This window comes from Hafnia sp. (genome assembly GCF_036648275.1).
GTDB classification, from domain to species: domain Bacteria; phylum Pseudomonadota; class Gammaproteobacteria; order Enterobacterales; family Enterobacteriaceae; genus Hafnia; species Hafnia alvei.
Genome location: NZ_JAVXIQ010000001.1, coordinates 318,493 through 344,609 on the forward strand (window position 1 = coordinate 318,493; position 26,117 = coordinate 344,609).

Annotated in this window: 21 protein-coding genes and 2 pseudogenes; 11 read left to right on the forward strand and 12 right to left on the reverse strand. The window is 44.1% G+C overall.

What is annotated here, in order from left to right; translation table 11 throughout:
* Positions 1 to 164 precede the first annotated feature (164 nt).
* From zinT to RSC70_RS01680, 5 genes are all read right to left on the reverse strand, one after another.
* On the reverse strand, positions 165 to 815 hold the full coding sequence (gene zinT, locus RSC70_RS01660) for a metal-binding protein ZinT (RefSeq protein WP_282806621.1): 651 nt from the start codon (positions 813 to 815) through the stop codon (positions 165 to 167).
* A gap of 432 nt (positions 816 to 1,247) precedes the next feature.
* Positions 1,248 to 2,759 (reverse strand): basic amino acid/polyamine antiporter, encoded by a 1,512-nt coding sequence (locus RSC70_RS01665; protein WP_282806620.1) that lies wholly within the window; start codon positions 2,757 to 2,759, stop codon positions 1,248 to 1,250.
* Between the two features lie 73 nt (positions 2,760 to 2,832).
* Positions 2,833 to 5,205 carry an Orn/Lys/Arg decarboxylase N-terminal domain-containing protein gene (locus tag RSC70_RS01670; protein ID WP_332541479.1) on the reverse strand — a complete coding sequence of 791 codons (2,373 nt, stop codon included), beginning with the start codon at positions 5,203 to 5,205 and terminating at the stop codon, positions 2,833 to 2,835.
* 106 nt (positions 5,206 to 5,311) lie between these two features.
* A complete protein-coding gene (locus tag RSC70_RS01675; protein WP_332541480.1) occupies positions 5,312 to 6,778 on the reverse strand; it encodes a basic amino acid/polyamine antiporter in 1,467 nt (488 codons plus the stop codon).
* Between the two features lie 771 nt (positions 6,779 to 7,549).
* On the reverse strand, positions 7,550 to 8,545 hold the full coding sequence (locus RSC70_RS01680) for a LacI family DNA-binding transcriptional regulator (RefSeq protein ID WP_332541481.1): 996 nt from the start codon (positions 8,543 to 8,545) through the stop codon (positions 7,550 to 7,552).
* Between the two features lie 432 nt (positions 8,546 to 8,977).
* Here RSC70_RS01680 and RSC70_RS01685 point away from each other — a divergent pair, with 432 nt between their 5' ends.
* The 4 genes from RSC70_RS01685 to RSC70_RS01700 all read left to right on the forward strand — a co-directional run bounded on the left by RSC70_RS01685 (position 8,978) and on the right by RSC70_RS01700 (position 14,082).
* Complete coding sequence (locus tag RSC70_RS01685; RefSeq protein ID WP_063587297.1) at positions 8,978 to 10,219, forward strand: MFS transporter; 1,242 nt, start codon at positions 8,978 to 8,980, stop codon at positions 10,217 to 10,219.
* A gap of 20 nt (positions 10,220 to 10,239) precedes the next feature.
* Positions 10,240 to 11,667 (forward strand): glycoside hydrolase family 32 protein, encoded by a 1,428-nt coding sequence (locus RSC70_RS01690; RefSeq protein ID WP_332541482.1) that lies wholly within the window; start codon positions 10,240 to 10,242, stop codon positions 11,665 to 11,667.
* 79 nt (positions 11,668 to 11,746) lie between these two features.
* The gene (locus RSC70_RS01695) at positions 11,747 to 13,102 is read left to right on the forward strand and encodes a carbohydrate porin (protein WP_332541484.1); all 1,356 of its coding nucleotides are present in this window, start codon (positions 11,747 to 11,749) and stop codon (positions 13,100 to 13,102) included.
* Positions 13,103 to 13,128: 26 nt separating this feature from the next.
* Positions 13,129 to 14,082: an aminoimidazole riboside kinase gene (locus RSC70_RS01700; protein WP_332541485.1), complete on the forward strand. Its 954-nt coding sequence runs from the start codon at positions 13,129 to 13,131 to the stop codon at positions 14,080 to 14,082.
* 389 nt (positions 14,083 to 14,471) lie between these two features.
* Here RSC70_RS01700 and RSC70_RS01705 read toward each other — a convergent pair.
* A pseudogene (locus RSC70_RS01705) lies at positions 14,472 to 14,646 on the reverse strand (DUF4942 domain-containing protein); the annotation flags it as partial.
* A gap of 862 nt (positions 14,647 to 15,508) precedes the next feature.
* Here RSC70_RS01705 and RSC70_RS01710 point away from each other — a divergent pair.
* From RSC70_RS01710 to RSC70_RS01735, 6 genes are all read left to right on the forward strand, one after another.
* The gene (locus tag RSC70_RS01710; RefSeq protein ID WP_332541486.1) at positions 15,509 to 15,988 is read left to right on the forward strand and encodes a DUF3304 domain-containing protein; all 480 of its coding nucleotides are present in this window, start codon (positions 15,509 to 15,511) and stop codon (positions 15,986 to 15,988) included.
* Positions 15,976 to 16,479: a DUF3304 domain-containing protein gene (locus RSC70_RS01715; RefSeq protein ID WP_332541487.1), complete on the forward strand. Its 504-nt coding sequence runs from the start codon at positions 15,976 to 15,978 to the stop codon at positions 16,477 to 16,479. The genes RSC70_RS01710 and RSC70_RS01715 overlap by 13 nt, the downstream gene beginning before the upstream one ends.
* Positions 16,467 to 16,979, forward strand: a complete 513-nt coding sequence (locus RSC70_RS01720) for a DUF3304 domain-containing protein (RefSeq protein ID WP_332541488.1) — start codon at positions 16,467 to 16,469, stop codon at positions 16,977 to 16,979. Before RSC70_RS01715 ends, RSC70_RS01720 begins: the two co-directional genes overlap by 13 nt.
* Positions 16,967 to 17,476: a DUF3304 domain-containing protein gene (locus RSC70_RS01725; protein ID WP_332541490.1), complete on the forward strand. Its 510-nt coding sequence runs from the start codon at positions 16,967 to 16,969 to the stop codon at positions 17,474 to 17,476. Before RSC70_RS01720 ends, RSC70_RS01725 begins: the two co-directional genes overlap by 13 nt.
* Positions 17,461 to 19,788: a T6SS phospholipase effector Tle1-like catalytic domain-containing protein gene (locus RSC70_RS01730; RefSeq protein ID WP_332541491.1), complete on the forward strand. Its 2,328-nt coding sequence runs from the start codon at positions 17,461 to 17,463 to the stop codon at positions 19,786 to 19,788. Before RSC70_RS01725 ends, RSC70_RS01730 begins: the two co-directional genes overlap by 16 nt.
* An 83-nt stretch (positions 19,789 to 19,871) precedes the next feature.
* A complete protein-coding gene (locus RSC70_RS01735; protein ID WP_442904245.1) occupies positions 19,872 to 20,045 on the forward strand; it encodes a PAAR domain-containing protein in 174 nt (57 codons plus the stop codon).
* A gap of 81 nt (positions 20,046 to 20,126) precedes the next feature.
* On the opposite strand, the pseudogene RSC70_RS01740 reads toward RSC70_RS01735, so the two are convergent.
* The 3 genes and pseudogenes from RSC70_RS01740 to pth form a co-directional block, all read right to left on the reverse strand.
* A pseudogene (locus RSC70_RS01740) lies at positions 20,127 to 20,331 on the reverse strand (Arm DNA-binding domain-containing protein); the annotation flags it as partial.
* 214 nt (positions 20,332 to 20,545) lie between these two features.
* Positions 20,546 to 21,637, reverse strand: coding sequence for a redox-regulated ATPase YchF (ychF, locus tag RSC70_RS01745; RefSeq protein ID WP_025801837.1), 1,092 nt, complete (start codon positions 21,635 to 21,637; stop codon positions 20,546 to 20,548).
* 135 nt (positions 21,638 to 21,772) lie between these two features.
* Positions 21,773 to 22,363 carry an aminoacyl-tRNA hydrolase gene (gene pth / locus RSC70_RS01750; RefSeq protein WP_025801839.1) on the reverse strand — a complete coding sequence of 197 codons (591 nt, stop codon included), beginning with the start codon at positions 22,361 to 22,363 and terminating at the stop codon, positions 21,773 to 21,775.
* A 314-nt stretch (positions 22,364 to 22,677) separates the two neighbouring features.
* On the opposite strand from pth, the gene ychH reads away from it, so the two are divergent.
* On the forward strand, positions 22,678 to 22,950 hold the full coding sequence (gene ychH, locus RSC70_RS01755; protein WP_025801841.1) for a stress-induced protein YchH: 273 nt from the start codon (positions 22,678 to 22,680) through the stop codon (positions 22,948 to 22,950).
* 197 nt (positions 22,951 to 23,147) lie between these two features.
* Here ychH and prs read toward each other — a convergent pair whose 3' ends face one another.
* The 3 genes from prs to lolB form a co-directional block, all read right to left on the reverse strand.
* Positions 23,148 to 24,095: a ribose-phosphate diphosphokinase gene (gene prs, locus RSC70_RS01760; RefSeq protein ID WP_008813270.1), complete on the reverse strand. Its 948-nt coding sequence runs from the start codon at positions 24,093 to 24,095 to the stop codon at positions 23,148 to 23,150.
* Between the two features lie 292 nt (positions 24,096 to 24,387).
* The gene (gene ispE / locus RSC70_RS01765; RefSeq protein WP_332541492.1) at positions 24,388 to 25,260 is read right to left on the reverse strand and encodes a 4-(cytidine 5'-diphospho)-2-C-methyl-D-erythritol kinase; all 873 of its coding nucleotides are present in this window, start codon (positions 25,258 to 25,260) and stop codon (positions 24,388 to 24,390) included.
* A complete protein-coding gene (gene lolB, locus RSC70_RS01770; RefSeq protein ID WP_040045140.1) occupies positions 25,257 to 25,877 on the reverse strand; it encodes a lipoprotein insertase outer membrane protein LolB in 621 nt (206 codons plus the stop codon). Before lolB ends, ispE begins: the two co-directional genes overlap by 4 nt.
* Between the last annotated feature and the right edge of the window lie 240 nt (positions 25,878 to 26,117).

The following is a 26,117-nucleotide window of genomic DNA, read 5'->3' on the forward strand; positions in this document are numbered from 1 at the left end:
GGCCGTATGTCTATTAGGCGAAAATTCAGATACCTCAGAGCTAATCAATATAACGAAAGCCAGAAGCCGAATGTATCAGAGCGATTGTTCTGTAAATATCTAACATTGGAGTTTTGCTAAACGGTACAAAAAACCCTACGCGAGTACGTAGGGTGAGATGATATTTAGTGATGTAGCATATCGTCAACGACCTGTTGCGTCGTCAGTTGATACGGATAGTAAGTAGGCCAATTATCCATTTCTGTCAGTAGTGCTTCTTGTGAGGTATTGCCCATAAATATATGGAAATGACTCGATTTACGCGGGGCAATAATGTGATCGCTAAATTGCACATATTTAGGTGCTTGGCTGCCAGCATCTTTACACTCAAATAGATAGCGCACACCTTTCTTACCAGACGCATAATTCAGAATTTTGTATCCACTATAGTCGTACTTACAAGAGCTTTCCTTGTCTCCGCGATGGAACTCCATTACGCCGTTTTCGATGCCGATAGTATCCACATCGCCTGCATATCCCTTACGATAATAGGACTTAACCTGTTCGAATGTTTGACCTGTGCCTGTTCCAGCTTTCTTTCTAAATACTGGGTCGAGTTCACCATTTTGCAAATAGGGATAAACTGATTGCCATACGCCGTCCCAATCAGTTAGCTCTCTATCTTTAACACTCTTATCGTCGAAAACACCAACAGCGGCTTGCTGCTCTACTGCGCTCATTGGTTTGCCATGCGAATGATGGTCATGCGATTGCGCATAGCCGCTAACTAAAAGCGCAGCCAGAGCCACTGAAAGCTTACCAATATAATTTGCCAAAATACTCTCTCCCTATGAGTTAAGAAGAGTAATGATATATTATAACATATCATTACTCAATCCTGTTTCAATCCGATGTGACATCACTGGGCACAATCGCTCACCTCCTGCAAACAGGCCGATGGCAGCATGGTGGTGGTGGTCTGAACGATTCGCTCATAGATACCATTGTTATTCGGTGGGGGCACATAAACTCAGCGGTTCCAGCGTTACCCTTACCCAAATATTGAAATAGGTTATATTCACATCGAAGTAGAAATATGATGGGTATTTAGTTTATGAACCAATTCATGGAGCTAGGCATAATTTGATAATGTACTTCTGACGATGTGGAAAATATAAATGATGATTTTCTCAAGGGGTAGGGGATTCTTCCCCTTGAGAAGGGCAAGCATCATAGCTTCGATGATACTCACTGAATAGGACATTTTCCTAAAGAGAAATCTTACCTGTCATCAGCAAACCAATAACGATGGCATCCAGCAAGAGTAGAAGTGCCAAATAGATAATTTCTTTATTCTGTAAAATAGGCTGATTCTTTCCTTTTTCTTTACGTGACCAAATAAATACTGGTAATCCACAAGTGAGGAGGATTGGTACCAGTGCCACATATTGAATTTGGCTGGCATATAGAATAAAGAGGCAGAATATTGCACCCAAAACACCGCTAGTAAGCGCTAATCCTCTGCCTTTCTTCGCATACTGATCATATTGGCGATTCAGACAGATTTTCACCATGTATAACGTTGTTGTAATGTAGGCGGGGACGACCATTAGGGCACTAATGTTGTACATCGTATTCCATGCATCGTTTGAAAAATAAACGAGTAGCATCGCTGCTTGCATGACGAAACTGCTGACCCACAACGAAACATTAGCCGCCTGCTTTTTATTCGTTCGTGCGAAGGCCTGAGGGAATGTACCTTTCTGCCCTGCAACCATAGGGATCTCAGCGCAAAGCATCGTCCATGCTAACCAGCCTGCTAATACAGAGATGATTAACCCGATGTTCATTAGCCAATCACCCCATGGTCCAACAACCTTAGCTAACACGCCTGCAGTTGATGGATTGCTGACTTGAGCTAATTCCGCCTGTGGCATTACGCCAAAAGGCAAGACTGACATCAACATATAGATGATAAGAGCTATTATGAAACCTAGCAGAGTCGCTTTACCGACATCTTTTTTGTTTTTGGCTCGACCTGAAAGAACGACCGCGCCTTCAACACCGATAAAGGCCCACAATGTGACTGTCATTGGCGCAAGAATTTGCGACATCAGCGAAACTGATTCTGAATGATTATTCACCTTTTCAAAGATGTGTGGTGCAGTACCCCAAAAGTTTGTTAGTAGCTGTGAATAATTTATTAAAAAGCCCAGCAACAGGACGAATAGCACTAGCGGAATGAGCTTAGCGATTGTGCCTATTGTATTTATAAAGCCCGCTACTTTTGTCCCTGATAGCACAAGGAAGTTATATCCCCAGATTAATACTGATCCACAAATGATGGAGTTGAGGTTATTTCCGTCCGTAAATACACCAGGGAAAAATTGATTAAATGCATCCATTAGGATTACAGCAAAAGCGACGTTACCGAAGGCTGTCATCAGCCAGTAGCCCCAGGCAACATTAAAACCTATGAATGAGCCAAAACCTTCCTGTGCATACATATATACGCCTGCCTGTAGGTCAGGGCGTAAGTCAGATAACAGGCGAAATGAATTGGCTATAAAGTAGATACCGATACCCGCAATGATCCACGCAATAATGACGGGGCCTATTGCGGATGTTGCTGCTGTATTTTGAGGAAGGCTAAATACACCACCCCCTAACATTGAGCCAACGACTATCGCGATTAGCGCAATAAGCCCGAGTTTATGCTCTCCGCTTTTACTTTCATTATCAGTTGCATTAGCTACCGACGTTGAGGATTGATTTGACATAAATAAGATCCTTGCATGGAAATAGGGATCAACCCAACTCAAAGAGAGTCAGGTTGTCGATATAAAAAACTCGCTATTGGCGGCCTTTTTTGATTGTTGAAGCAACCTGACGTTTAAAGCGAACGTGCTCCGGCTTTTTAACCGCGTCACGTTCATCTTCAATTATTGCTCTCACCCAAAAGTCACCATTTTCATCGACATTGACGCCTTGTATTTCATGCTCAAAGCCTGGGTAATGCTTATCAAATTCTTGCAGGGCACGTAGATAGCCCATAATACCTTTATCACCATGAGGTAAACGTTCACCAGGCATTAATACAGGGATTCCCGGTGGGTATGGAACTAACATACTCGCCGCAATACGACCAGAAAAATCATCTAAACGAATATGTTCAGCTTTATATCGTAGTACTTTTTGATAAGCAGCAGCAGGTGTCATGACCGGTTCTGGATCAGTATTCACAGCAGCACTAATATGGTTCATAAGATCCAACTCACGCATTTTTTCATGCATTTGTTGGCAGAGCTGTTTAAGCGTCATTGTGTCATAGTGTGGCGATTTACCTTTCAGCGACGGGATGGCGTCAACAGCCAAGGCGTCGGTGTCATAAAGTTTTTTAAAGGCCAGTAAACTTTCAATTAACGTTCCCCATTTGCCTTTCGTAATACCCACTGAAAACAGGATAAGGATCGTATAGTCACCAGTGCGCGCAATTTCAATCCGTCTATCATCTAGGAATTTTGTGATCAGATATCCAGGGATCCCTTGATCTTCATAGCCGCCGTCGAGATTGATGCCGGGGCAGGTGATTGTGACTTTTACGGGATCAAGCATGCTGTTTGTGTTAATTAGGTCATCATCCTGAAAACCGTGCCAACGCTCACCCGCTCGCAGCTCCCAGCCGTCAGCGCTTTGATTTAATAGCTCAAGAGGTGCCTGTTCAAAACTGTACGTTGTATTCGTTGCCTTATCGTGAACTTCGGTCGGCTGCAAGACATCAAAGAACCAAGAGGACTGACCTTCCTGCTCGCGGATCTGGCGCTTAACCGATACCACCGCTTTACGAAAAGCGATAGCCTCATCGATAGACTCTTGCACTAAAGAACGTCCCGATTCACCCTGCATCATACTTACCGCAACATCAATAGATGCAATGATTGGGTAGAATGGCGATGTGGTGCCATGCATCATGAAAGAATCATTGAAGTCATCATAATCTAGCGGCGCTCGACTACTTTTTTTCACATGGATCATTGATGCCATTGATAACGAAGGCAGCATTTTGTGTGTCGACTGTACAGAGAAAATGGTCGGTCGATCAGGGGTATCCTCAGCATCCATAGCAAAGCGATTTTTATACATTGGATGAAAGCGCGCATATGCATACCACGCTTCGTCAAAGTGAATGCGCGGGACGCTGGCGCCTAACTCTTTAACGACGTCATTAACGTTGTAGCAGAAACCATCATAGGTGCAGTTGGTGACAACGGCGTAGGTTGGAGATGGGCTAACAGCGTCAGAAGTGAGTGAGCTTTTAGCAACGAGCTCATCAATACTCTCTTTTTTTAAGCGCTGATTTGGGATCGGACCGATGAGGCCATAGGCGTTTCGTGTTGGTTTGAGATAGACGGGACGCGCTTGTGAAAGCGTAAGTCCATGATTCAAGGATTTATGACAGTTACGATCCACTATCGCAATTTCATCTGCCGCTACGGCTCCTTGAGCAACGATTCTATTCGAGCCTGATGAACCTGATACGCCATAAAAGGTCCAATCAGCCCCGAAAAGCTCAGCGGCAATATCTTCCGATTTTTTGGATGGCCCTGCATGGATAAGGTAGTCACCCATTTCTGCTGTAGCAACACCGATATCAGCACGCATCATATTTTCACCAAAGAAGTTGATAAACTCAGCTCCAACAGGGTGTTTTAGATAGGCCATGCCGCCCATGTGGCCCGGGCAATCCCAATAATAGTCGCCATCTTCGGTAAAATTCTTTAATGTTTTAAAATAAGGTGGCAGCAAGTTCTCTGCATATCGATGGACAAGAGTATAAATTCGATTAGCAGTGAATGTTGCTGTTTCCGAGAATAAATAAATATATTCAGAGACTTCTTTAAGAAGTGATAGAGGCGTCTGAGCAGTTATGTCTTCTTCAGATAATAAAAATAATGGCGTCGATGTATTTCTTTGACGGAGTGATTTAACAAAATGCTCACATTCGGCGCTCATGTCCGGATTGTTGGCATCCCAGTAAATACCAATAGCACTATATTTTTGACTTTCCTGAATAAGTCTTACTGCATCATTTAGGTTATTTGTGACAGAAGTTGAAAATCCTCTTTCAGCGACTGCTCGCTTGAGTTCTTCAAGTGATTGTAAGGCTGGGCTGTCTTGTTTTAACCATGGGGATGATACAAACAAAATATTATGATTAAACTTCATAGTTAAATTCCTTTAGTTTAAATATATAATGTCTAATAAATGAATAAACGGTACCGCCTCTAACTGATTAGAGGTCTAGACCTTTCTTGGGATGACGTGATTTTAGCTAAAACTTTATCGTATCATTTAAAAATAAAAAACCAGTAAACAGATCAAGAACGATTAGGAAAATGAAAAACTTCATCTCCTCTGGCTGAAATATATTCTTTGTGCCGTTTTCCTTGATTCGCGCAAAAATAAACAATGGCAAGCCCAGTGTTAATAAAATAGGGACCATGGCTAAGTATTTTACTTCACTGGCATAAACCATAAATAAACAAAATATAATACCTATTAAAGAAGTGACTAATGCAGTTTTTCGGCCGTTTGGGGCGTATTTTTTATATTCGCCAGTTATGCATAATTTACATAGATAAGCCGTAGACATTAAATACGCGGGTAACACGGTTAGGGCTGAGATAGCTAGCATTGCAAGCCAAGCATTGCTGGAAAAGTAAACCATTAATACAACAAGTTGCATTAAAATACTGCTTGCCCAAAGAGATACTGACGCTGCTCCTTTATCATTTTTTCGTGCAAAACTTTTGGGAAACGTACCATTCTGGGCCGCCGCCATAGGGATCTCAGCACAAATCATTGTCCATGCTAACCAGCTGGATAGTACTGAAATCAGTACGCCAATGTTGATAAGCATTTCTCCCCATTCGCCAACGACAACCTTCAAAATTCCGGCTGTAGACGGTGTCGGTATCACGCTGAGCTCTTTTTGAGTCATGACGCCAAAGGGTAAGATTGAAATTAAAATACATACGACAAGTGAAATAACAAAGCCAATGAACGTTGCTTTTCCGACATCCTTCTTATTTTTTGCTCTACCGGATAACGCCACTGCGCCTTCAACCCCGATAAAACACCACAGGGCTACATCAAGAGGTGATGTGATTTGTGAGAACACCGAGCCTAAGTGCTCTTGAGATAACGATGGAGTATTCCCCCATATATCACTCGTGAACTCATTTACATTAAGAAGATAAACAAGAATAAATATAAATACGATTAGAGGTATTAGTTTTGCTATGGTACCTACAATGTCAATTTTTCCAGCGAGTTTTGTCCCTGATAATACTAAGAAGTTAAATCCCCAAACAAGAATAGATACACCTATGACCGAAGTGATGTTATTCCCACCACGAAAATCGCCAGGTATAAAATAGTTCAGCGTGTCCATAACCATAATGCCGAAGGCAACATTACTGAATATGGTCATCAACCAATATCCCCAGGCGACAATAAATGCGCAAAACGCACCAAAACCTTGCTGAGTATAAGTATAGATACCGGTTTGTAAGTCGGGTCTAATATTAGATAAAATTATAAAAGTTCTAGAAATAAAAAACATACCAAAGCCGCAGATTAACCAAGCAATAGCGACTGGCCCAACCTCTGAGTTCGCCGCCATATTTTGAGGTAATCCATCAACACCACTGCCAATCATCGAACTAACGACAATAGCGACAAGGGCCAATAAGCCTAATTTTTGGTTGTCATCTTTTCCTTTTATGCCTGTAGGCATAATCACGATCCTCTTTGCGAAAAATTATTTGATATAGTTAGGCTGGTATTGAATGAATGGGAGCATTGTATTTGATGAGTGGATTCTCCAAGAGATATTTATTTTTAGCATATAGTCTATTACGGAAATAACGTAAAGTTGTTATAACCAATCCGTTTATAGTATGTTGAAAATAAAAAAATTGGCCTTTTTGACTAAAAGGAAAATTCTGCATGACACATACCTTAGACGATTTCATTGATTAGCTAATACAATAGCCTCGCCTCTTTAAACAAATGCATAACGTTAATTGATTTCAGTAATTCATAGACGAGGAGTAAACCAATTGACAAATATTCTGGTTTGGCAATTGGTTTACTTATAAAATAAAGAAAACAATTGAATTATAGGGCTGTATAGGAAGTTAAATGCGGGTGAGTAGGGTTTTATTACATATGAAGATCATGCACTTATTTAGTTTGGATGGGCCTTATAAACTAGATTGCGCTGTAAACAAGTAGAAATATCATACTAAAGCCCCATAAGCTCTGATTGCGAGACGAGTGCAACATATTATCATTTTAAAAATGATAATCAGTACAAGGAACTATCATTAGAATAGTTCTTGTTTATGGGGCCGCTCGGCGATTAAAAGCTTCATGTTTCAACTATGACTCTTAAACTATGACTCTTAAACGCTATGAACTCATTGCCTATGAGACTCACTCGGACGAGTTGATTAGTATTGTGCAATGTTTGAAACTTAGCTTCTTCACAACTTTCAATATGAATTCATATTGAAGCTCGTTGTAATAAAGGGCTTTTGACATGGACTGTTCTTCTATGAGACTCACTATTTATGATGTGTAGTGCACTTAAACGCCCAATTTCATAGTGAGGCAATTGAACTGTAGACAATGGAGGTAAGAACAGCTCACCAATTCCTACCATATTATCATACCCCAAGACACCTACATCCTCTGGAATGCGGATTCCACGACCAAGAAGCACCTGATAGACAAGAAAGGCTATACGGTCATTACCACATACGACGGAATCGAAGATTAATTTACCCTTAGGCATATTCGCCTGCACCATTGCGGGAATATCCTGATAATGCTCGTCACCAAATTCCATATAACAATGCATCAATGCATCTGGATCTATTCCTGCTTCATGAAAAGCGCGTTCTAAACCCTTTAAACGACGAATTGTCGCTGGATGATTGGCCGGAAGGTGTAGGCATAGAGGGCGGCGATATCCTCTCGCCAACAGAGCCTTAATAGCGTCGTACTGTCCTTGCTCATCATTCGGAATATAGCTTGCAATAGGCTCGTGTAGACTTTCACAATTTGCTAATACGCAAGGCAAAGACAATAACTTATGAGGGACTGGTACCTGACGTAGTCCCATAGTTGTATAGATAATACCACTTGGTCTATGAGACAGAAGTAGGTCAACCATCGTTTCCGGACTATCGTCTGAGAACATATTTACGACGAAACTGTTCCAACCATGTGCTCGCGCAGTTTCTTCAATTGATAAAGTGATATCAACGGAAAAAGGGGTTGTGACCGTATCTAGAGCTAAAACACCTATTGTGTCCGGAGTTGCACGGGCGCCGCGGATTTTTTTTGCAGATAAGTCGGGAACGTAATTTAAATGATTTATTGCTGTCTGAACGCGATCTAAAGTCTCAGCTTTAAGTTTTTCAGGACTGTTAAGTGCTCGTGATACCGTCATTAATGATACGTTTGCCAATTTTGCTACATCTTTTAGTGACGCCATAATTACCAGTCCTAATTATATTAATCTTAACCTAAGTCCTAATCGCATCAGGCTATACAACTCTGTTTCTGATGTAAAAGAATGCTTTTATTTAGTGCGGTCATCAATTTAAGAAGAGGGCGCCTAGCCTATTTTGTAGGATAGCTCCTTTAGGAAGAAATCCTTTATACGTTAGTCAGTCTTTTCCATCGCTTTAGAGTCAAATTATCCATCGGACAACGCATCGCAGCCCGTTACATTTTACATCCTATCTTATCATCTGTGTTGAATTGCTGAGGCTTTCTGAAGAGCTGGCGAAAACATGATCTCTCTCTCAATTATTTTATGTTAACGTTAACTTATGTGATTAACATCATAAATCGCAGCAAAATAGCGCGATGAAACCATTTTGTTAACGTTATCATTTTCTCATGCCCCCTATATGAGATTGCTATGATGAAGAAGCATCATTCTCGCAGTTACCCATTATTAAGTGCTTTGCTGTTTTTCTTTTTTGTCAGTTGGTCATCTTCAAGCTCATTGCTTTCAATCTGGCTCCATCAGGAGGCCGGATTGAAAGCCACTGATACTGGTATCATTTTTGCTGTTCTGTCGGTTTCAGCATTATGCGCTCAGGTATGTTACGGCTTTATTCAGGACAGGCTGGGATTACGCAAAAATCTGCTTTGGTATATTACCGCGCTATTAATTCTCTCTGGGCCTGCGTATTTGCTTTTTGGATACTTACTAAGCATCAATATTCTGTTAGGTAGCGTATTTGGCGGCTTGTTTGTCGGTCTGACATTTAATGGGGGTATCGGTGTTTTAGAGTCCTATACCGAGCGAGTCGCTCGACAAAGTACCTTCGAGTTTGGCAAGGCGCGCATGTGGGGATCACTCGGTTGGGCTACCGCGACCTTTTTTGCGGGCTTACTCTTTAATATTAATCCGAATCTTAATTTTTTAGTGGCTTCCTGCTCAGGCCTAGTTTTCTTCTGCCTGCTTGCTCGTTTGAAAGTTAGCACTCCTGCAAGTTTGGAAAAAGTTGAAGTAGGAGCTGAAAGAGTGACATTGGAAGATGCATTAAGGCTCCTGACACTCCCACGGTTTTGGGCTCTGGTATTTTTTGTGGTTGGGACCTGCATTTATAGTGTCTATGACCAGCAATTCCCTGTTTATTTTGCATCGCAATTTGCAACCCTGAGAGAAGGGAATGCAATGTTCGGCTATCTAAATTCGTTTCAGGTGTTTTTAGAAGCGGGCGGCATGTTCTGTGCACCTTGGTTAGTCAATCGCATTGGTGCCAAAAATGGTCTTATATTTGCAGGCATGGTAATGGCTTTACGTATGATTGGCTCAGGTCTGGTTGAAGGACCTTTGCTGATTTCAATTACAAAGCTACTCCATGCTGTCGAGTTGCCAATTTTGTTAGTCTCTATATTTAAGTACAACAGCTTAAACTTCGATAAGCGCCTTTCCTCAACGCTATATCTTGTGGGTTTCGCTTGTACAAGCTCTGTTATCGCTTCCGTATTATCGCCCCTTGCTGGCTATAGCTATGAAAAATATGGCTTTGCGCAATCCTATTTACTGATGGGATTGATGGTGTTCAGCACAACGTTTATTTCAATATTTCTTTTGCAAAGCCATAAGTCCTCGACAGCAGGTGTGCTTTCGCGATCTTCCTCCCTTTGACTCAAAAAAGAGTAATTTTTATGACATTACACATTGCCGATGCAGAACAGGAGCTGACACAAAAAAGCGATCAGCTAAATACGCGCTGGTACCCTTATTATCATTTGGCAGCACGGGCTGGCTGGATGAATGATCCTAATGGACTTGTTTGGTTTGATGGATGGTTTCACGCATTTTATCAACATCATCCTTATTCAACTGAGTGGGGGCCGATGCATTGGGGGCATGCTCGCAGTCGGGATCTTATGCGCTGGGAGCACTTGCCTGTAGCACTAGCACCTGAAGGTCCAGAGGATAAGGATGGCTGTTTCTCAGGTTCTGCGGTTGTTAACGAAAATGAGTTGGCTCTTATATATACAGGACATAAGTTCCATGGGGATCCAAGTAGTGAAGATAATCTCTATCAGGTTCAGTGCCTTGCTACTAGCCGAGATGGAATCAACTTCACGCGTAAGGGGCAGGTATTAGATACTCCATCTGGACTGCATCACTTCCGAGATCCTAAGGTTTGGAAGGAAGGAGATATGTGGTACATGGTTGTTGGTGCACGTGTTGAGGATACTGGGCAGGTGAGATTATATCGCTCAGAGGATCTACATCATTGGGATGAGCAAGGAATACTTGCTGAAGCACCGCACGGCATGGGCTACATGTGGGAATGTCCTGACTTTTTCACACTAGATGACAAACAGGTGCTGATGTTCTCTCCTCAGGGGATCGCAGCTGAAGGTTATGCTAACCGTAATCTTTTCCAAAGCGGTTATATAGTTGGTCGATGGCAACCCGGTGAAAAATTCATCCAAGAAAGCAAGTTTCAAGAGCTCGATCACGGCCATGATTTCTATGCCCCGCAAAGTTTCCTCGCCCCAGATGGTCGGCGTATTGTTATCGGATGGATGGATATGTGGGAATCGCCTTTACCTGAACAGCAGGATGGATGGGCTGGTATATTTACTTTGCCACGTGAGTTAGTCATCACGCCAAACAACCAACTACAAATGCGTCCTGTTCATGAAGTCGAAAGTCTTCGAGAGGAATGGTATAGCTGGCCAGTAAGCACATTAAAAAATAAACAATTATGTGTCATGCATAATTGTGAGGCCGCTGAAGTTATCATTACTTGGGATACCTCGCTTAGCGAAGCTGAGCAATATGGAATTGCACTTGATGATGGGATGAGATTATATATTGATAATCAAGCAAAACGTCTGATCCTTGAGCGGAATTATCCGCAGTATAACCTTTGTGGCCAACGTAGTATCCCTATGCCAACAGGTGATGAGTTAAATCTTCGCGTGTTCTTCGATCGTTCATCCGTCGAGGTCTTTGTGAATGACGGTGAAGCTTGCCTAAGTAGCAGAATCTATCCACAACAGCGCCAGTTAAATGTTTTTGCGTGGCCAGGAAACGCCGTTCTAAAAGAATGCGGCGCATGGAATCTGAGATAAGTGAAAAATTTGATGTCGTCGTTTTCCACCGACGACGTCAAACCTATTGCATAATATCAGCTTGGCAGGGACTCATTCTATGAACGTGAAGAACGGATTGTTGCTATGTATCGGTGCATTTTCTAGCACTCTTTATGCCCAATCCCCCTTGACTTTAGAGCAGCGTATTTCTCAATTAGAGGAAAGGTTGATTGCAGCAGAAAACAGGGCAGGTAGGGCAGAGGAGGAAATTAAAAAATTAAAAGGCAAGCCCACTGATAATAATAAAATCAATACAGATATCACTAAGAATAAAACCTCATCAGAATTTATTTTTAATGAAAAATCCAAGTTGAAGTTTTATGGAGATGTTGAGTTTAATCTAGATGGTGCTAGCCGCACAGGTAGCTTAACATCCCTAAAAACTAGTGCGAATAATAAAATAGCCCCAAGTGAAAAAGAACGTTGGGATGTTAATGGTAGGATATTACTTGGTGTAGAGGGCGTTCAGCATTCAAATAATGGTAAGTACGCAGGATTTACAGTTCAACCACTTGCCGATATGAATGGAAAAATGAATCTAGATGATGCCGCATTTTATTTTGGCAAGGAAAATGATTGGTTGATGAAAGTTGGGCGCTTTGAAGCCTATGATATTTTCCCACTCAATCAAGATACGTTTGTTGAATATTCAGGGAATACGGCCAATGACCTATACAGTGATGGCTATGGTTACATATACATGATGAAAGAAGCTAGAGGGCGTAGCAACAGCGGTGGAAATCTACTAGTAAGTAAAACGATTGATAATTGGTACTTAGAACTAAACACATTAGTTGAAGATGGCAGCTCACTTTTCGTGGACCAACGTTATCATGGAACAAAATTAGATAATAAAAAGAATGTTGTGTATTTTCGTCCCGTAGTCTCTTGGCGTGCGAGTCATTATTCATTGGCTGCAGCAATGGAAACTAACGCGGTCAATAATGCGTATGGGTACACTGATAGTCAGGGGCGATGGCACGATACATCTGAAAGAACTGGCTATGGTTTGACTATGACATGGAACTCCTTGAGAACGAATCCTCAAGACGGAATGATAGTTAACTTAAATACCGCGATGATGGATGCTAAGGATGAACGAGATTTCAGTGCTGGTATAAATGCACTTTGGCACCGTGTAGAGTTGGGATATATATATGCACATAACAAAATATCGAACTTTAACGTTCTCGGTGTTAATGGTGAATGCGGTAATGATTGCGCCATCTTGGCACCTGGAAAATACGACATTCATACCATACATTCTTCGTGGCAGGTGCCAGATATTATGAATATGCCAAATTTTAATATTTATCTTGGTGCATATGCCTCATGGCTGAATTCGTCTGCGGAAGAAGATTCGAGTAATCAGCCGCGCTATGGGGCTCGTCTACGTTTTAAATACCTGTTTTAAAGTATCGTTTATTTCGAGGGTTTATCATGAATATCTGGACACTGGGTGATGCGGTTGTTGACCTGCTGCCTTTATCAAATATGAAATATCAGGCTTGTGCTGGTGGAGCACCGGTCAATGTGGCTGTGGGAGCAGCAAAGCTTGGCTGTCAAAGTGGATTTATTGGTCGGGTAGGTGAGGATTCATTTGGCAATTTTCTCAAAGAAAGTTTAGATGAATATGGTGTTAATACACATCATATGCAGTTCGATGATAAATTTAGAACCAGTACAGTTCTGGTTTCTTTAGCTACAAATGGAGAACGTGAATTTACCTTCTTAGTTAACCCCTCGGCAGATCAGTTTTTGACCACAGATTCCCTGCCGCATTTTGAACAGGATATCCTCCATTTTTGCTCATTAGCTTTAGTTTCAGAGGAATGTCGCAACACATTGACCTCTGCTATTACCAAAGTTAAAGATCAAGGAGGGCTTTTGAGCTTTGACGTCAACTTACGAGAGCAAATGTGGTCAGATCGCCAGCAAATGTTTACGACTATTCGTCATTTTGCATCTCAGGCCGATATTTTAAAACTATCGGAAGAAGAATGGTATTGGCTAGCCGAAACGCACGATTTTGCTAAAGCAATCGATATGCTTCATTCAATTCCATCCAAGCTGAAGGTCGTGACCTATGGTGCACAAGGTTCGATGGTGTTATGGCAAAACCAAGTGATTCATTTTAATGGTTATGCTGTTAATAGTGTAGATACTACCGGTGCTGGAGATGCGTTTATGGCTGGCCTTCTGGCTGGTATTGCGAAAAATAATTTGCCCGTTAATCTGCCAAACCTGTATCGAGTCATGGCTCAGGCCAGCGCATGTGGTGCTTTAGCCACTACGCAAAAAGGGGCATTAACAGCCTCCCCAGACTCAACTGCGGTAGAGATATTTATTAGAGAAACATCTCCACTTGGATATGAGATCGCAGATATTTCGTGACGATAATATATGATTAACTTTATTCTCTGATGAGTTGTAGGCACTATCGGATGTATAACTTTGGTAAAATAATAGGCAGAATTTAATAAGCCAATTAAACGACTCAACTCTATAATTAATTTTTAAATATTGTTTTCATCTCTTGATGTAGGTATGTCTGTAATTGTCCAATGCCTTCTGCATTAACAATTATTTAGATACTTTTTTTATCGAATTAAAAACAGTCTTGAATAAATTAAACTAGGAGGATTTCTGAAAAAGTCTATAAATGGTATCTGCATATTATTTAGGCTAATATACTCTCAGCGAAATTCTTAATTTTAGCTATGCTGTCGCAATATTATCTGAGGCTCTATGAAATAAAAAATCCACGCTGATGCGTGGGTTTTTTATGAACGTTTAAACGTGATATGTGCTGTTCTCTTTTGAAAGTATTTCATCGCAAACATCCCATCCTCATAACTGTTACTGTGCTTGTTCTCATGAATATGATCGTCTAGACGGGGGGAGGGGGACATCAGCACGATTATCGGGAATAGGCTTTCCGTGGAGTAACATGAGCATACCGAGACCATGCATTTTAACAGATTCGGCTTGGTCACAAATCGGGCATTTTACGTCAACTTTAGCTATCAGGTGCACATTACAAAAAAAGCGATTCTAACGCATGAGCAACACGTTGAATACTTGACCTATTTTAAGAATGACTGAGGATTAACTTAAAGAATTATAATGACAATGGACCTGTGTATTTTCTCTAAGACATGTAATTCCGCAATCGATAAACTATCTTTTCGGTGAGAAAATCACCCCAATCAACTGTGCTGGGTGTTGCATTGATGTAAATCAATAATGGATTGATTGGTTTGTAATGTAGTACTCAAATAACCTTTCTCAATACAATTTTCTCCTGACTGCACCATGTTCAGCTATATGCAGCAGGTGTTATAAACTTTCTAGTCATTTTGTTCATTAATAAGTAGAAGAAAAGTCCTAGAAGATTCATTTCTTCAATATTTAGATCTAACAATTTGATCTTGATGTTAATATTACTCTAATATCGCGATGTTGAAACATAGTACCTGCCTCGCCATTTATCATGCCAACGATCTGTCGGGGAGTTTTTGGGCACACTTTATCCAGGCTATGGGGTGACATTCTTTGAAAGAATTACGCTCAATAGACCAATGAACTGACAGAGTACAGCATTCATCGGGACGGTAGCCTTTGCATTCTTCAGAAAACGATATTACAGCACAAGCCTTTGATATCCTGATATCCTGATATCCTGATATCGGATACTTGGCTAACTGGCCCTTGCCATCAGAAACGGTAAGCCTCCGGTGGTTGACGATAGCTTATATCAGCAGTGTCTTGGTATGTTCCAGCGGGTACAGGATAAGTGGGGCTCTTCCGGTGCCTCTGGTTGGCTGAAGAAATCAAATTTGCCCACTGTGTATTTGTGGATGAAGCAATAATGTCCCAACCGGATAACCATACCTCTTCAGCGATTAGCCATGTCAAAGTAAACGGCTATGGCGGCCCTAACATTAGCCCATTTGGTGATGGTGGCGGGTATTGCTGCGTACAACTACCGGACAAATGGAAACCTGGATTGAAAGCGCATATTGAGTGGGAAGTTGACCCTCATACAGCACCACCATTTCCTGGATATAAAGATAGGAGAAAATTTAACTCATGGAAAAGCGCTCTGGAAGACAGCTTTCAAAAACACAGCGCTATTGTTGATATCCCACAATACGGCAAAGAACGCTGTGGTTTAACGGTGCACTTCTTATCTTGCAATCAGGTAAAAGTGACAACAGTTTGCTCAGGATACGGTACGCCGAATTATCCGATCAAAGAGCATCTTAAGATGAAGGAGCCTGCGTCATGTCCGGCTTAAGATTTGTTTTTCTGATGTTTATTTTTTTTGTGTCTGGTTGCTCTCATGCAAGTGACGATGATTATACCGCTGGCGACCTACGAGGTTTCAATCACATGGTAGACAGCGGGGTTAACTCGTTTACGGTCAATGGGTACGGTGGAACACTGACGGGTAATTCATGTTGCATCATGCTTCCCAACAAATGGACGCCGGGTCTGAAAGCCCATATTGAGTGGGAAGTTGACCCGAACCCATTGGAAAAAATACCCATGAAGAAAAAAGGGTTTGGCTATGAGGAAGAAGCCTATGCTCAACATAAAGCTAAATATCAACAGCACAGCACAATTGTTGATATCCCGCAATACGGCAAAGAACGCTGTGGTTTAACCGTGCATTTCCTGCCTTGTGACCAGGTAAAAGTCACAACGGTTTGTTCAGGATACGGTACGCCGAATTACCCAATCAAAGAGCCTCTTAAGATGAAGGAGCCTGCGTCATGTCCGGCTTAAGATTTGTTTTTCTGATGTTTATTTTTTTTGTGTCTGGTTGCTCACATGCCAGTGATGATGGTTATACCTCAGGGGATATCGGTGGGGTTAATCATACTTCATCAGCGATTAACTATGTCAAAGTAAACGGCTATGGCGGCCCTAACATTAGCCCATTTGGTGATGGTGGCGGGTATTGCTGCGTACAACTACCGGACAAATGGAAACCCGGATTGAAAGCGCACATTGAATGGGAAACCGATCCTGAACCCTATGCACATTTGCCGCCTTTGGGTACTGACGAATATCGGAAGGCATATGCGCTTCATAAAGCTAAATATCAACAGCACAGCACTATTGTTGATATCCCACAATACGGCAAAGAACGCTGTGGTTTAACGGTGTACTTCTTACCTTGCAATCAGGTAAAAGTGACAACAGTTTGCTCAGGATACGGTACACCGAATTACCTGATCAAAGAGCCTCTTAAGATGAAGGAGCCTGCGTCATGTCCGGCTTAAGATTTGTTTTTCTGATGTTTATATTTTTTGTGTCTGGTTGCTCACATGCCAGTGATGATGATTATACCGCTGGTGATTTGCGCGCTGTTAACCATGTTGATGGTATTGGAATCAATGGTTTTTCTGTAAACGGATACCATGTGCCAGGATTGGGCGGTGGTTACTGCTGCATTCAACTTCCCAACAAATGGACGCCGGGTCTGAAAGCCCATATTGAGTGGGAAGTTGACCCGAACCCATTGGAAAAAATACCCATGAAGAAAAAAGGGTTTGGCTATGAGGAAGAAGCCTATGCTCAACATAAAGCTAAATATCAACAGCACAGCACAATTGTTGATATCCCGCAATACGGCAAAGAACGCTGTGGTTTAACCGTGCATTTCCTGCCTTGTGACCAGGTAAAAGTCACAACGGTTTGTTCAGGATACGGTACGCCGAATTACCCAATCAAAGAGCCTCTTAAGATGAAGGAGCCTGCGTCATGTCCGGTGAAATGAGTTTAGCCAATCCTTGTTGGGCACCGCCGTTATTCCCGGAGGCCGGGCGTCTGCCTCTTACGGAAGCGCAGGTCAATGCCAACTATAAAAAACAAATACAGGAAGAACAGGATTACAAAACCCGTTTAAGTGAGCAGTCCGGAAAAAAAGTCGGTTTTGTCTGCTGTCGTAGCCTGCATATCAGTTTGTTTTTTGACGGCACGGGTAACAATGAACATAACGATACAAGTAGTGATCCTGCGCATCCCACCAATATTGCGAAGCTATATCACGCAACATTTCAGGATGCTGAGAGAGATGGCTATTTTCGCTATTATATCCCTGGCGTCGGTACCCCTTTCCCTAAAATTGGCGAAATGGATTACAGCAATGATGGTCTGGCTTTTGCGGCTGGTGGAGAAGATCGTATTAACTGGGCGTTGTTAAGGCTGGTCGATGCCCTGAGCTATGCGATCACCAAAGGGGCTAAGCGTCTTGATGATGGTGTCGCCAAAGGAATGTTACCGGACATGCGTGCCCATGCGCCTTTCTCGGGTGAAGTCAATCGCCGTAACGCCATTAATCCGCTATTGAAAGCACTGGAAGGTCAGGCTAAAGAAAGCCAGCAGCCCCATCTGTTGGGAGTTAAGCTGTTCATTTATGGTTTTTCACGCGGAGCCGCTGAAGCCAGAACCTTTATCAGCTGGCTAACGCAACTGCCAGCACCCAATAAATCTGGCGGATATCAACCACTCATTTTGGCCGGATTGCCTGTCAGTATTGAATTTGCAGGTCTGCTGGATACCGTAGCCTCAGTAGGGGCTGCCCATATACTGCCCGGAGCCGCAGGCCATATGGGCTGGGCGGATAATACCCAACCTCTGCCTGACGAAACTAAATTCCCCGGATTAATTAAATGCTGCCGTCATTTTATCGCCGCTCATGAACAACGGCTGTGTTTCCCGCTGGATTCAATTCGTCGAGCCGATGATGGTAGCTATCCGTCATATTCGAATGAAGTTATTTATCCCGGTATGCATTCCGATGTTGGGGGCGGTTACCCGCCTGGCGATCAGGGGAAATCCCTTAACGGCACAGGGGAAGTGCTATCCCAGATTGTTCTTCACGATATGTACGCCGCTGCATTTGAGGCGGGAGCACCATTAGCAGTTCTACCTAAAAGTATTTCTGCGCTTATAAAAGACATTTCACCGTCGCGAACTATGTCCCCTGAATCACAAGGAGAGTTCGATTTTAGTAAAATACTGGTCAAACGTTTCAATATTTGGCGACAAACCCTGCTCAATACCACTTTGCAGGGCAATGACGTGAGCGAGGATAATAAAGGCGGCTATCATGCCTACCAACTTTCTCAAACCCTTGAAAGCGCGGTTATTGAACAAATCGGTTGGATCACCGCCTGGCGCATTGGTCGCTATGCCCATGGCAGCATGCTTTCCCAGGACAAGACGTTTGCCCGGAGTTTCTTCAATCAGGCCCCACAGCTAAATACTCAAGAGTTGAAAGACGAAAAAGATGCACATGACGCGAAAGTAAAGGAGCTCGCTAAGCGCCGCGCCGAAGCGAAAAAAGCACGTACACCGCTGGACGAGAGCTTGCAGGGCAAACCCGACCTCGACCCAACCAACGCGCAGTACCAGTTGCGCGAAGCTGCCCGTGAGTTTCAGCATGACTATAAAGAATGGGTGCGGGATATCAATGGGCAAAGCGTCTGGGATAAACCCATCCAGATTGCGTTGGATGTTATTCCCAAGCATGCCGTGTTTCTGATTAACGGTGATGATGACCAGGCCGAATATAAAGAAATGAAAGCGGACGGCGACAGGCTTTATCCGCAGTTATTTATCGACAGTTTGGGCACCGGTATCCGCACCCAGCCCCGTGCTGAACTGCTGGCATTCTACGATGAACAGGTACACGATTCCCGTGCCTGGTTTATGCAAAGTGCGCTCGGGGGGCGTGAGCCTTGGGGCGGCTACTTCCGCTATCGCATGATTTACTGCGGCAATAAAGCCAACAAAAAGCTGCAGCTGATATCGGTGGAAGGCAAGGTGGTAGGCGCTGCGCCAACCTCCAATAAGGTTATCTATCTGGTGGAGCCGAAAACGGCGTATGCACCTGAAGTCCATAAAGTCAAAGACCTGGCAAACGGCGTCACGCAAAAACTTACCTCCGACGTGCAGTCTGTACCGGGCACAGAGCCGGGCCTTACGGTGGCCCAAAATCGCTCGGCCACCATCAGCAGCAACCATCAGGCCATGATGTCATCGTCGCTGGAGATGCTTAAAGCCTCAGGGGCCAGCATCGTATAAGCCTGCAAAAACTCATCCGCGTGGGCGATACCCTGAAGCCCTACGGCGGTGAAGTGCTGAGCGGTAGCTATAACGCCTTCGGTATGCCCGTCGCCTGCGTTGACGATAAGATTAAATGCACCCAGCACGGCATGACGACCATTGTGCAGGGCACCACCGGCAGTATCGTAAATGGTAAGGCGGTGGCGCTCGACGAGCATAAATGCGGCTGTACGCTGGTCAGTTCCTTGTCGCATCATATGGATGTGCGTGGATGAATCAGGGGCCTCGTTTTTCGGCACGTAGCGACAGTTATCGGGAAAATGGACTAGCTCAGGACGGTCATCCAAGTGTAAGTGCTTGCATTTCTCGCGGGCTTCGGCAAGTTTGAATTTTGGGTACTCACCCAGCGCAAACATGCTGGATTTACCGTTGAGTTTAAACCGATAGCACCATGCCTTTTTGCCATTGGGTTTCACGTCGAGATAGAGACCGTTGAAAATCATTGAGTTGATAGAGTTTTTCTTGCGGCTTGGCAGTGCGGCATTGCGTATCAGTGAGTATAACGGAATCTTGTTTATTTATTATACCGTTATTGTACTCACTTAAAAAAAAGATAGAAGGATGTTGTACTCATCCATGGACTCATTTTTGACAGCGTTGTCATGAGATGAGTTGAGACATTATGAAATGAAAAATCCACGCAATTGCGTGGATTTTATAGTGTTTTTAGATTCTTATGAGATTCAGCGAAACCTCATGAGACAACAAAACTAATTTAGACGTTGAACAAGAAGTTCATCACATCGCCATCTTTAACGATGTAGTCTTTACCTTCTGAACGCATTTTACCGGCTTCTTTCGCGCCTTGTTCACCCTTGTAGGTGATGAAGTCGTCGAACGCGATGGTTTGAGCGCGGATAAAGCCTTTTTCGAAGTCGGTATGGATTTTACCGGCAGCCTGTGGTGCGGTAGCGCCAACAGGAATGGTCCATGCACGAACTTCCTTCACGCCAGCAGTGAAGTAGGTTTGCAGATTCAGCAGTTCGTAGCCTGCGCGAATAACGCGGTTCAGGCCCGGCTCTTCCAAACCAAGTTCAGCCATGAATTCGTCACGGTCGGCATCGTCGAGTTCAGCGATATCAGATTCAACCGCGGCACACACGGCAACCACAACAGAACCTTCTTTCGCCGCGATTTCACGCACGATGTCTAAATACGGGTTATTTTCAAAACCGTCTTCGTTGACGTTAGCGATGTACATGGTTGGTTTCAGCGTCAGGAAGCTCAGGTAGCGGATAGCCGCTTTGTCTTCATCGGTTAAATCCAGCGCGCGCAGCATGCCTGCGTTTTCCAACTGTGGCAGACATTTTTCCAGCGCAGCCAGTTCAGCTTTTGCGTCTTTATCGCCGCCTTTGGCTTTCTTCTGCACACGATGCATTGCACGTTCGCAGGTGTCTAAGTCAGACAGCGCCAGTTCAGTGTTGATAACGTCGATATCGTCAGCCGGATCAACTTTGTTGTTCACGTGAATGATGTTGTCGTTTTCGAAACAACGAACAACGTGGCCGATCGCTTCGGTTTCACGGATGTTGGTCAGGAACTGGTTGCCCAGACCTTCGCCCTTAGAGGCACCTTTTACCAAACCTGCGATATCAACGAATTCCATGGTGGTTGGCAGGATGCGCTGTGGTTTTACGATCTCAGCCAGTTTGTCCAGACGCGGATCAGGCATAGGAACGACGCCGGTGTTCGGTTCAATGGTACAGAACGGGAAGTTTGCTGCTTCGATACCCGCTTTGGTCAGCGCATTGAACAGAGTGGATTTACCAACGTTTGGCAGGCCCACAATACCGCATTTGAATCCCATGTGTTATCACCTTAACTTATTGAATATCAACAACTAAAATTTAGCATGTTGAAGAAATTGGAAATTATTCGCCAATTATACACGCAAAGTATCTTTTTCTCGAATCATCCATCGGGAAAGGGCGCGCGTATATCATCAGCGTGGCGTAGATTTGAACCCGTTCATACGCGCCATTGCGCGATCGATGCCTTCTTTCAGTAGCACTTCGGTACAGCGCAGCGCTTCATCAATAGCGTCATCAATCAGCGGTTGTTCGCTGGCGAGCGGCTTACCCAGCACAAAGCCGACAACCTTGCTTTTATCGCCTGGATGGCCAATACCGATGCGTAGACGGTAAAAGTTTGGGTTATTACCCAGTTTGCTCTGAATATCTTTTAGGCCGTTATGACCACCGTTTCCGCCGCCTAACTTTAATTTGGCGACGCCCGGTGGTAGGTCGAGCTCGTCGTGTGCAACCAGAATTTCATCAGGTTGAATACGATAAAAGGTGGCGAGGGCGGCAACAGCTTTACCGCTTAAGTTCATAAACGTGGTTGGCACCAATAAACGTACGTCGTTGCCAGCCAGATTTAGGCGCGCGGTATAGCCGTAAAATTTGCTTTCTTCCTTCAGTGACTGGCCGTTACGTTCAGCCAGCGCATCGACGAACCATGCCCCTGCGTTATGACGTGTTTGTGCGTATTCCGCTCCGGGATTGGCAAGGCCGACAATTAGTTTGATAGTCACGTTTTGTTCCACGTATCAGAGAAGAAATTCAGCCGCGCATTTTACCCCTATGCGGCGGGAATGCAAAAGCTTGGCTCAAAGGAGGGCGTTAAGTTAAAAAATAGTCATGAATTGGATAAATCATAAGCACACTATAGAATCAGTAGTGTTAAGGGTAATGTAAAATTAACGTAAAGAAAGATAAGCGAAAAAGCACAAATTGTGATGTATGGCGCAATAACCATACGCCATATGAGTCTATACTTTAAGCATAAGGAAAGATTGAACGCCGAAAGGCGTAACACATTAAGTGTTCTAACTTGAGGAGGTGATTTATGAAACGTAAAACTGCCATGAGGCTCGGTAACGTTTTTATGGGATTAGGCCTGATCACCATGGTTGGCGGCGTAGGTTACTCCGTTCTTGCCCAGCTGCCTCAGCTCAATTTACCTCAGTTTCTGTCACACGGCGCTGTTATGAGTATCTTTGTTGGGGCGCTGTTATGGTTGGCCGGTGCGCGTATCGGTGGTCATGAACGTGTTGCCGACCGTTACTGGTGGGTTCGCCACTTTGATAAACGCTGTAATCGTAATACTCGTCATTCTTAACCTTTCACAAACGGTTGTTTTGAGTAATAAGATTGTGTTTAAGAAGTTGTTAGTGAATAAGATTAAATGAATATTAGCCTGATAAATTAAAACGCCGCACTGCTTTCGCAACGCGGCGTTTTTTTGTCTGCGTCCTACCCAGTGCAAACAAAAAACGGCGGATTTCTCCGCCGTTTTGCTGCATGTTGAACGAGAACTTAGTGTTCGAACATCGCAGAGATAGATTCTTCATTGCTGATACGGCGGATAGCTTCAGCCAACATGCCAGACAGCGTCAGGGTGCGAACTTTCTTCAGCGCCTTGATTTCGTCAGACAGAGGGATGGTATCGCAGACGATGATTTCATCAATCACAGAGTTTTTGATGTTGTCGATCGCGTTGCCGGAGAAGATTGGGTGGGTTGCGTAAGCAAATACACGTTTAGCACCACGTTCTTTCAGTGCTTCAGCGGCTTTACATAGCGTACCACCGGTGTCGATCATGTCATCAACCAGCACGCAGTCGCGGCCTGCAACGTCACCAATGATGTGCATCACTTGAGAAACGTTAGCGCGAGGGCGACGTTTGTCGATGATAGCCATGTCAGTATCGTTAAGCAGTTTAGCAATAGCACGGGCGCGAACAACACCACCGATATCTGGAGAAACCACAATTGGGTTTTCCAGATTCTGTTGCAGCATATCTTCCAGCAGGATCGGGCTACCGAATACGTTGTCTACCGGCACGTCGAAGAAGCCTTGAATCTGTTCAGCATGCAGGTCCACGGTAAGAACGCGGTCAACACCTACGCTTGACAGGAAGTCAGCCACGACTTTCGCCGTGATTGGTACACGCGCAGAACGCACACGGCGGTCCTGACGAGCATAGCCAAAGTAAGGGATAACTGCGGTAATGCGGCCGGCAGAAGCGCGGCGCAGCGCGTCAACCATAACAACCAGTTCCATTAGGTTATCGTTGGTTGGTGCACAGGTGGACTGGATGATGAAAATATCACCACCGCGTACATTTTCGTTGATTTGTACGCTCACTTCGCCGTCGCTAAAACGACCTACAGCGGCGTCACCAAGGCTGGTGTACAAACGGTTGGCAATACGTTGTGCTAGTTCCGGGGTAGCGTTACCAGCAAAAAGCTTCATATCAGGCACGAGAAGAACCTCAGGCTTGCGTCCAGAGAAGTTGGCAGTACAGACACGTTAAACAGGGGGTGGTGATAGCGTGCTGCAATACCCTACGGGTGTTTCAGAACTCAAATATTCGAAGCAGTGGCAGCGAATGCACATCACTTTGAATATGTCTAAGTTCTCTTCATTTGCCAAACAAGACAAATGGCCGAGTCAAAACGTGGCTACTTGCGCTAAATTGTGCTCATAGTTCGCGCTATCAACGTGTATCAGAAATCCCGAAGGCGTTTCGAACGATGCACATCAAACGTAAAAATCATTTTACGGACTCAATAAACTCTGAGCGGACAAGGTGTAACGGTGAAGTGTTAACGCCACGCGCAACAAAACCCTTGATCCACTCGGGGGCTTTGCTAAGCACCTGAAGGGCAGAAGACTTGGTGTCAAATTCAGCAAACACGCAAGCACCTGTGCCAGTCAGACGCGACGGCGCGTATTGTAACAGCCATGAAATGACCTGTTCAACCTCACGGAAACGTTTTCTTGCGGTAAGTTCGCAATCATTTGCGTACGGAATACGGAGAAGTTCCTGCAAAGACCGCACAGGAGTGTCTCTTTTCAGCTCCGGATCGCCGAAGATCGCAGGGGTAGGAATATTTACACCGGGGTGTGCAACAAGGTACCATTTTTCTTCAGGATGTGCGGGATGTAACAATTCACCAACACCTTCTGCAAAAGATGCAAAGCCATTAACAAAAATAGGTACATCCGCGCCGAGCGTTAAACCTAACTTTGCCAGCTCGCTGTCGCTGAGATTGGAGTGCCATAATGTATTGAGTGCCACTAGCACCGTCGCCGCATCGGACGAACCTCCACCAAGACCTCCCCCCATCGGAATGATCTTTTCTAGCGCGATATCCGCCCCGCAGTGTGAGAAACGCTCAGGCAAATTGTCGCGCAGCAGTTTTGCTGCCCGAATAATGAGGTTTTGCTCATTTGGCACACCGTCGATAGGCGTGAGCAAATTGATCTGACCGTCATTACGCGGCGTGATGGTGAGTCGATCGCCATAATCCAAAAACTGAAACAGCGTTTGTAGATTATGGTAGCCGTCTGGACGACGGCCCGTGATGTATAAAAATAAGTTTAGCTTGGCGGGCGCAGGCCAAACGCGGGTGGTCGACATCATTTTTGCAGCGTCCAATTATCCATTTTCAGCTTGATACGCTGTTCACCCTGTGTAATTTCTAACTGAGCGGGTAGAGACGGTTTGCTGTCGGCATCATATTTCAGGTAGTTCACTTTCCACGTGAGGCCATCTTTACTGTAGGTCAGATCTTGCAAACGATACTGGCTATCGAGGGTGAACTCTGTTGCGTCACCCGGTAGGCCTAACATCCATAGACGCAGGCTCTGTAGCGGAATTTGCATGCCGGTCAGTTTTTGGATCATCTCATCAGCGTTATCGCTGACATAGCGCTTGCCTTTATTGTCTGTCAATTGCACTACGCCAGGAATGACGTTTAATTCCATTTCAGTGCTGCCTAGCGGATTAGTCAGCAGCAGTCGATAGCGTTCGGGTGCCGTTTGTTGCCAGAAGAAGCGGGCATATACTTTTTGCTTATCGGAAAGATAGGCAAAAGCACCGCGAGTTTGATATTCGGCAATTTTCTGAACCTGAGACTCATGTTCGCGCCACTGTGGTGCGGTAGGACTACCGGCAGGGCCTTTGTGTTGAGTGGTGCTACAGGCGGCCAATAAAACACAGCTAAGCGGCAGTAATTTAAGTAATTTTAGTTTTTGCATCGGGTTGTCCGTTCAGATTCTCGAGGGTGGAGCGGAGAATGATCATTGCGGCTAACGCTAGCGGTCTTATCTAGCAGCGTCAATGCTTTCTGCGTGTCGTGTAACAAATATTAAGGGTAAAAGTCAGGGAAATTGATTCAATAAGATACATCCCGATTTCGTGTGGCTTTTATTGATCTCGCGCATCAAGTAGAATGCCCACATAAATAAACGAATATACCCGTCATACTTCAAGCTGCA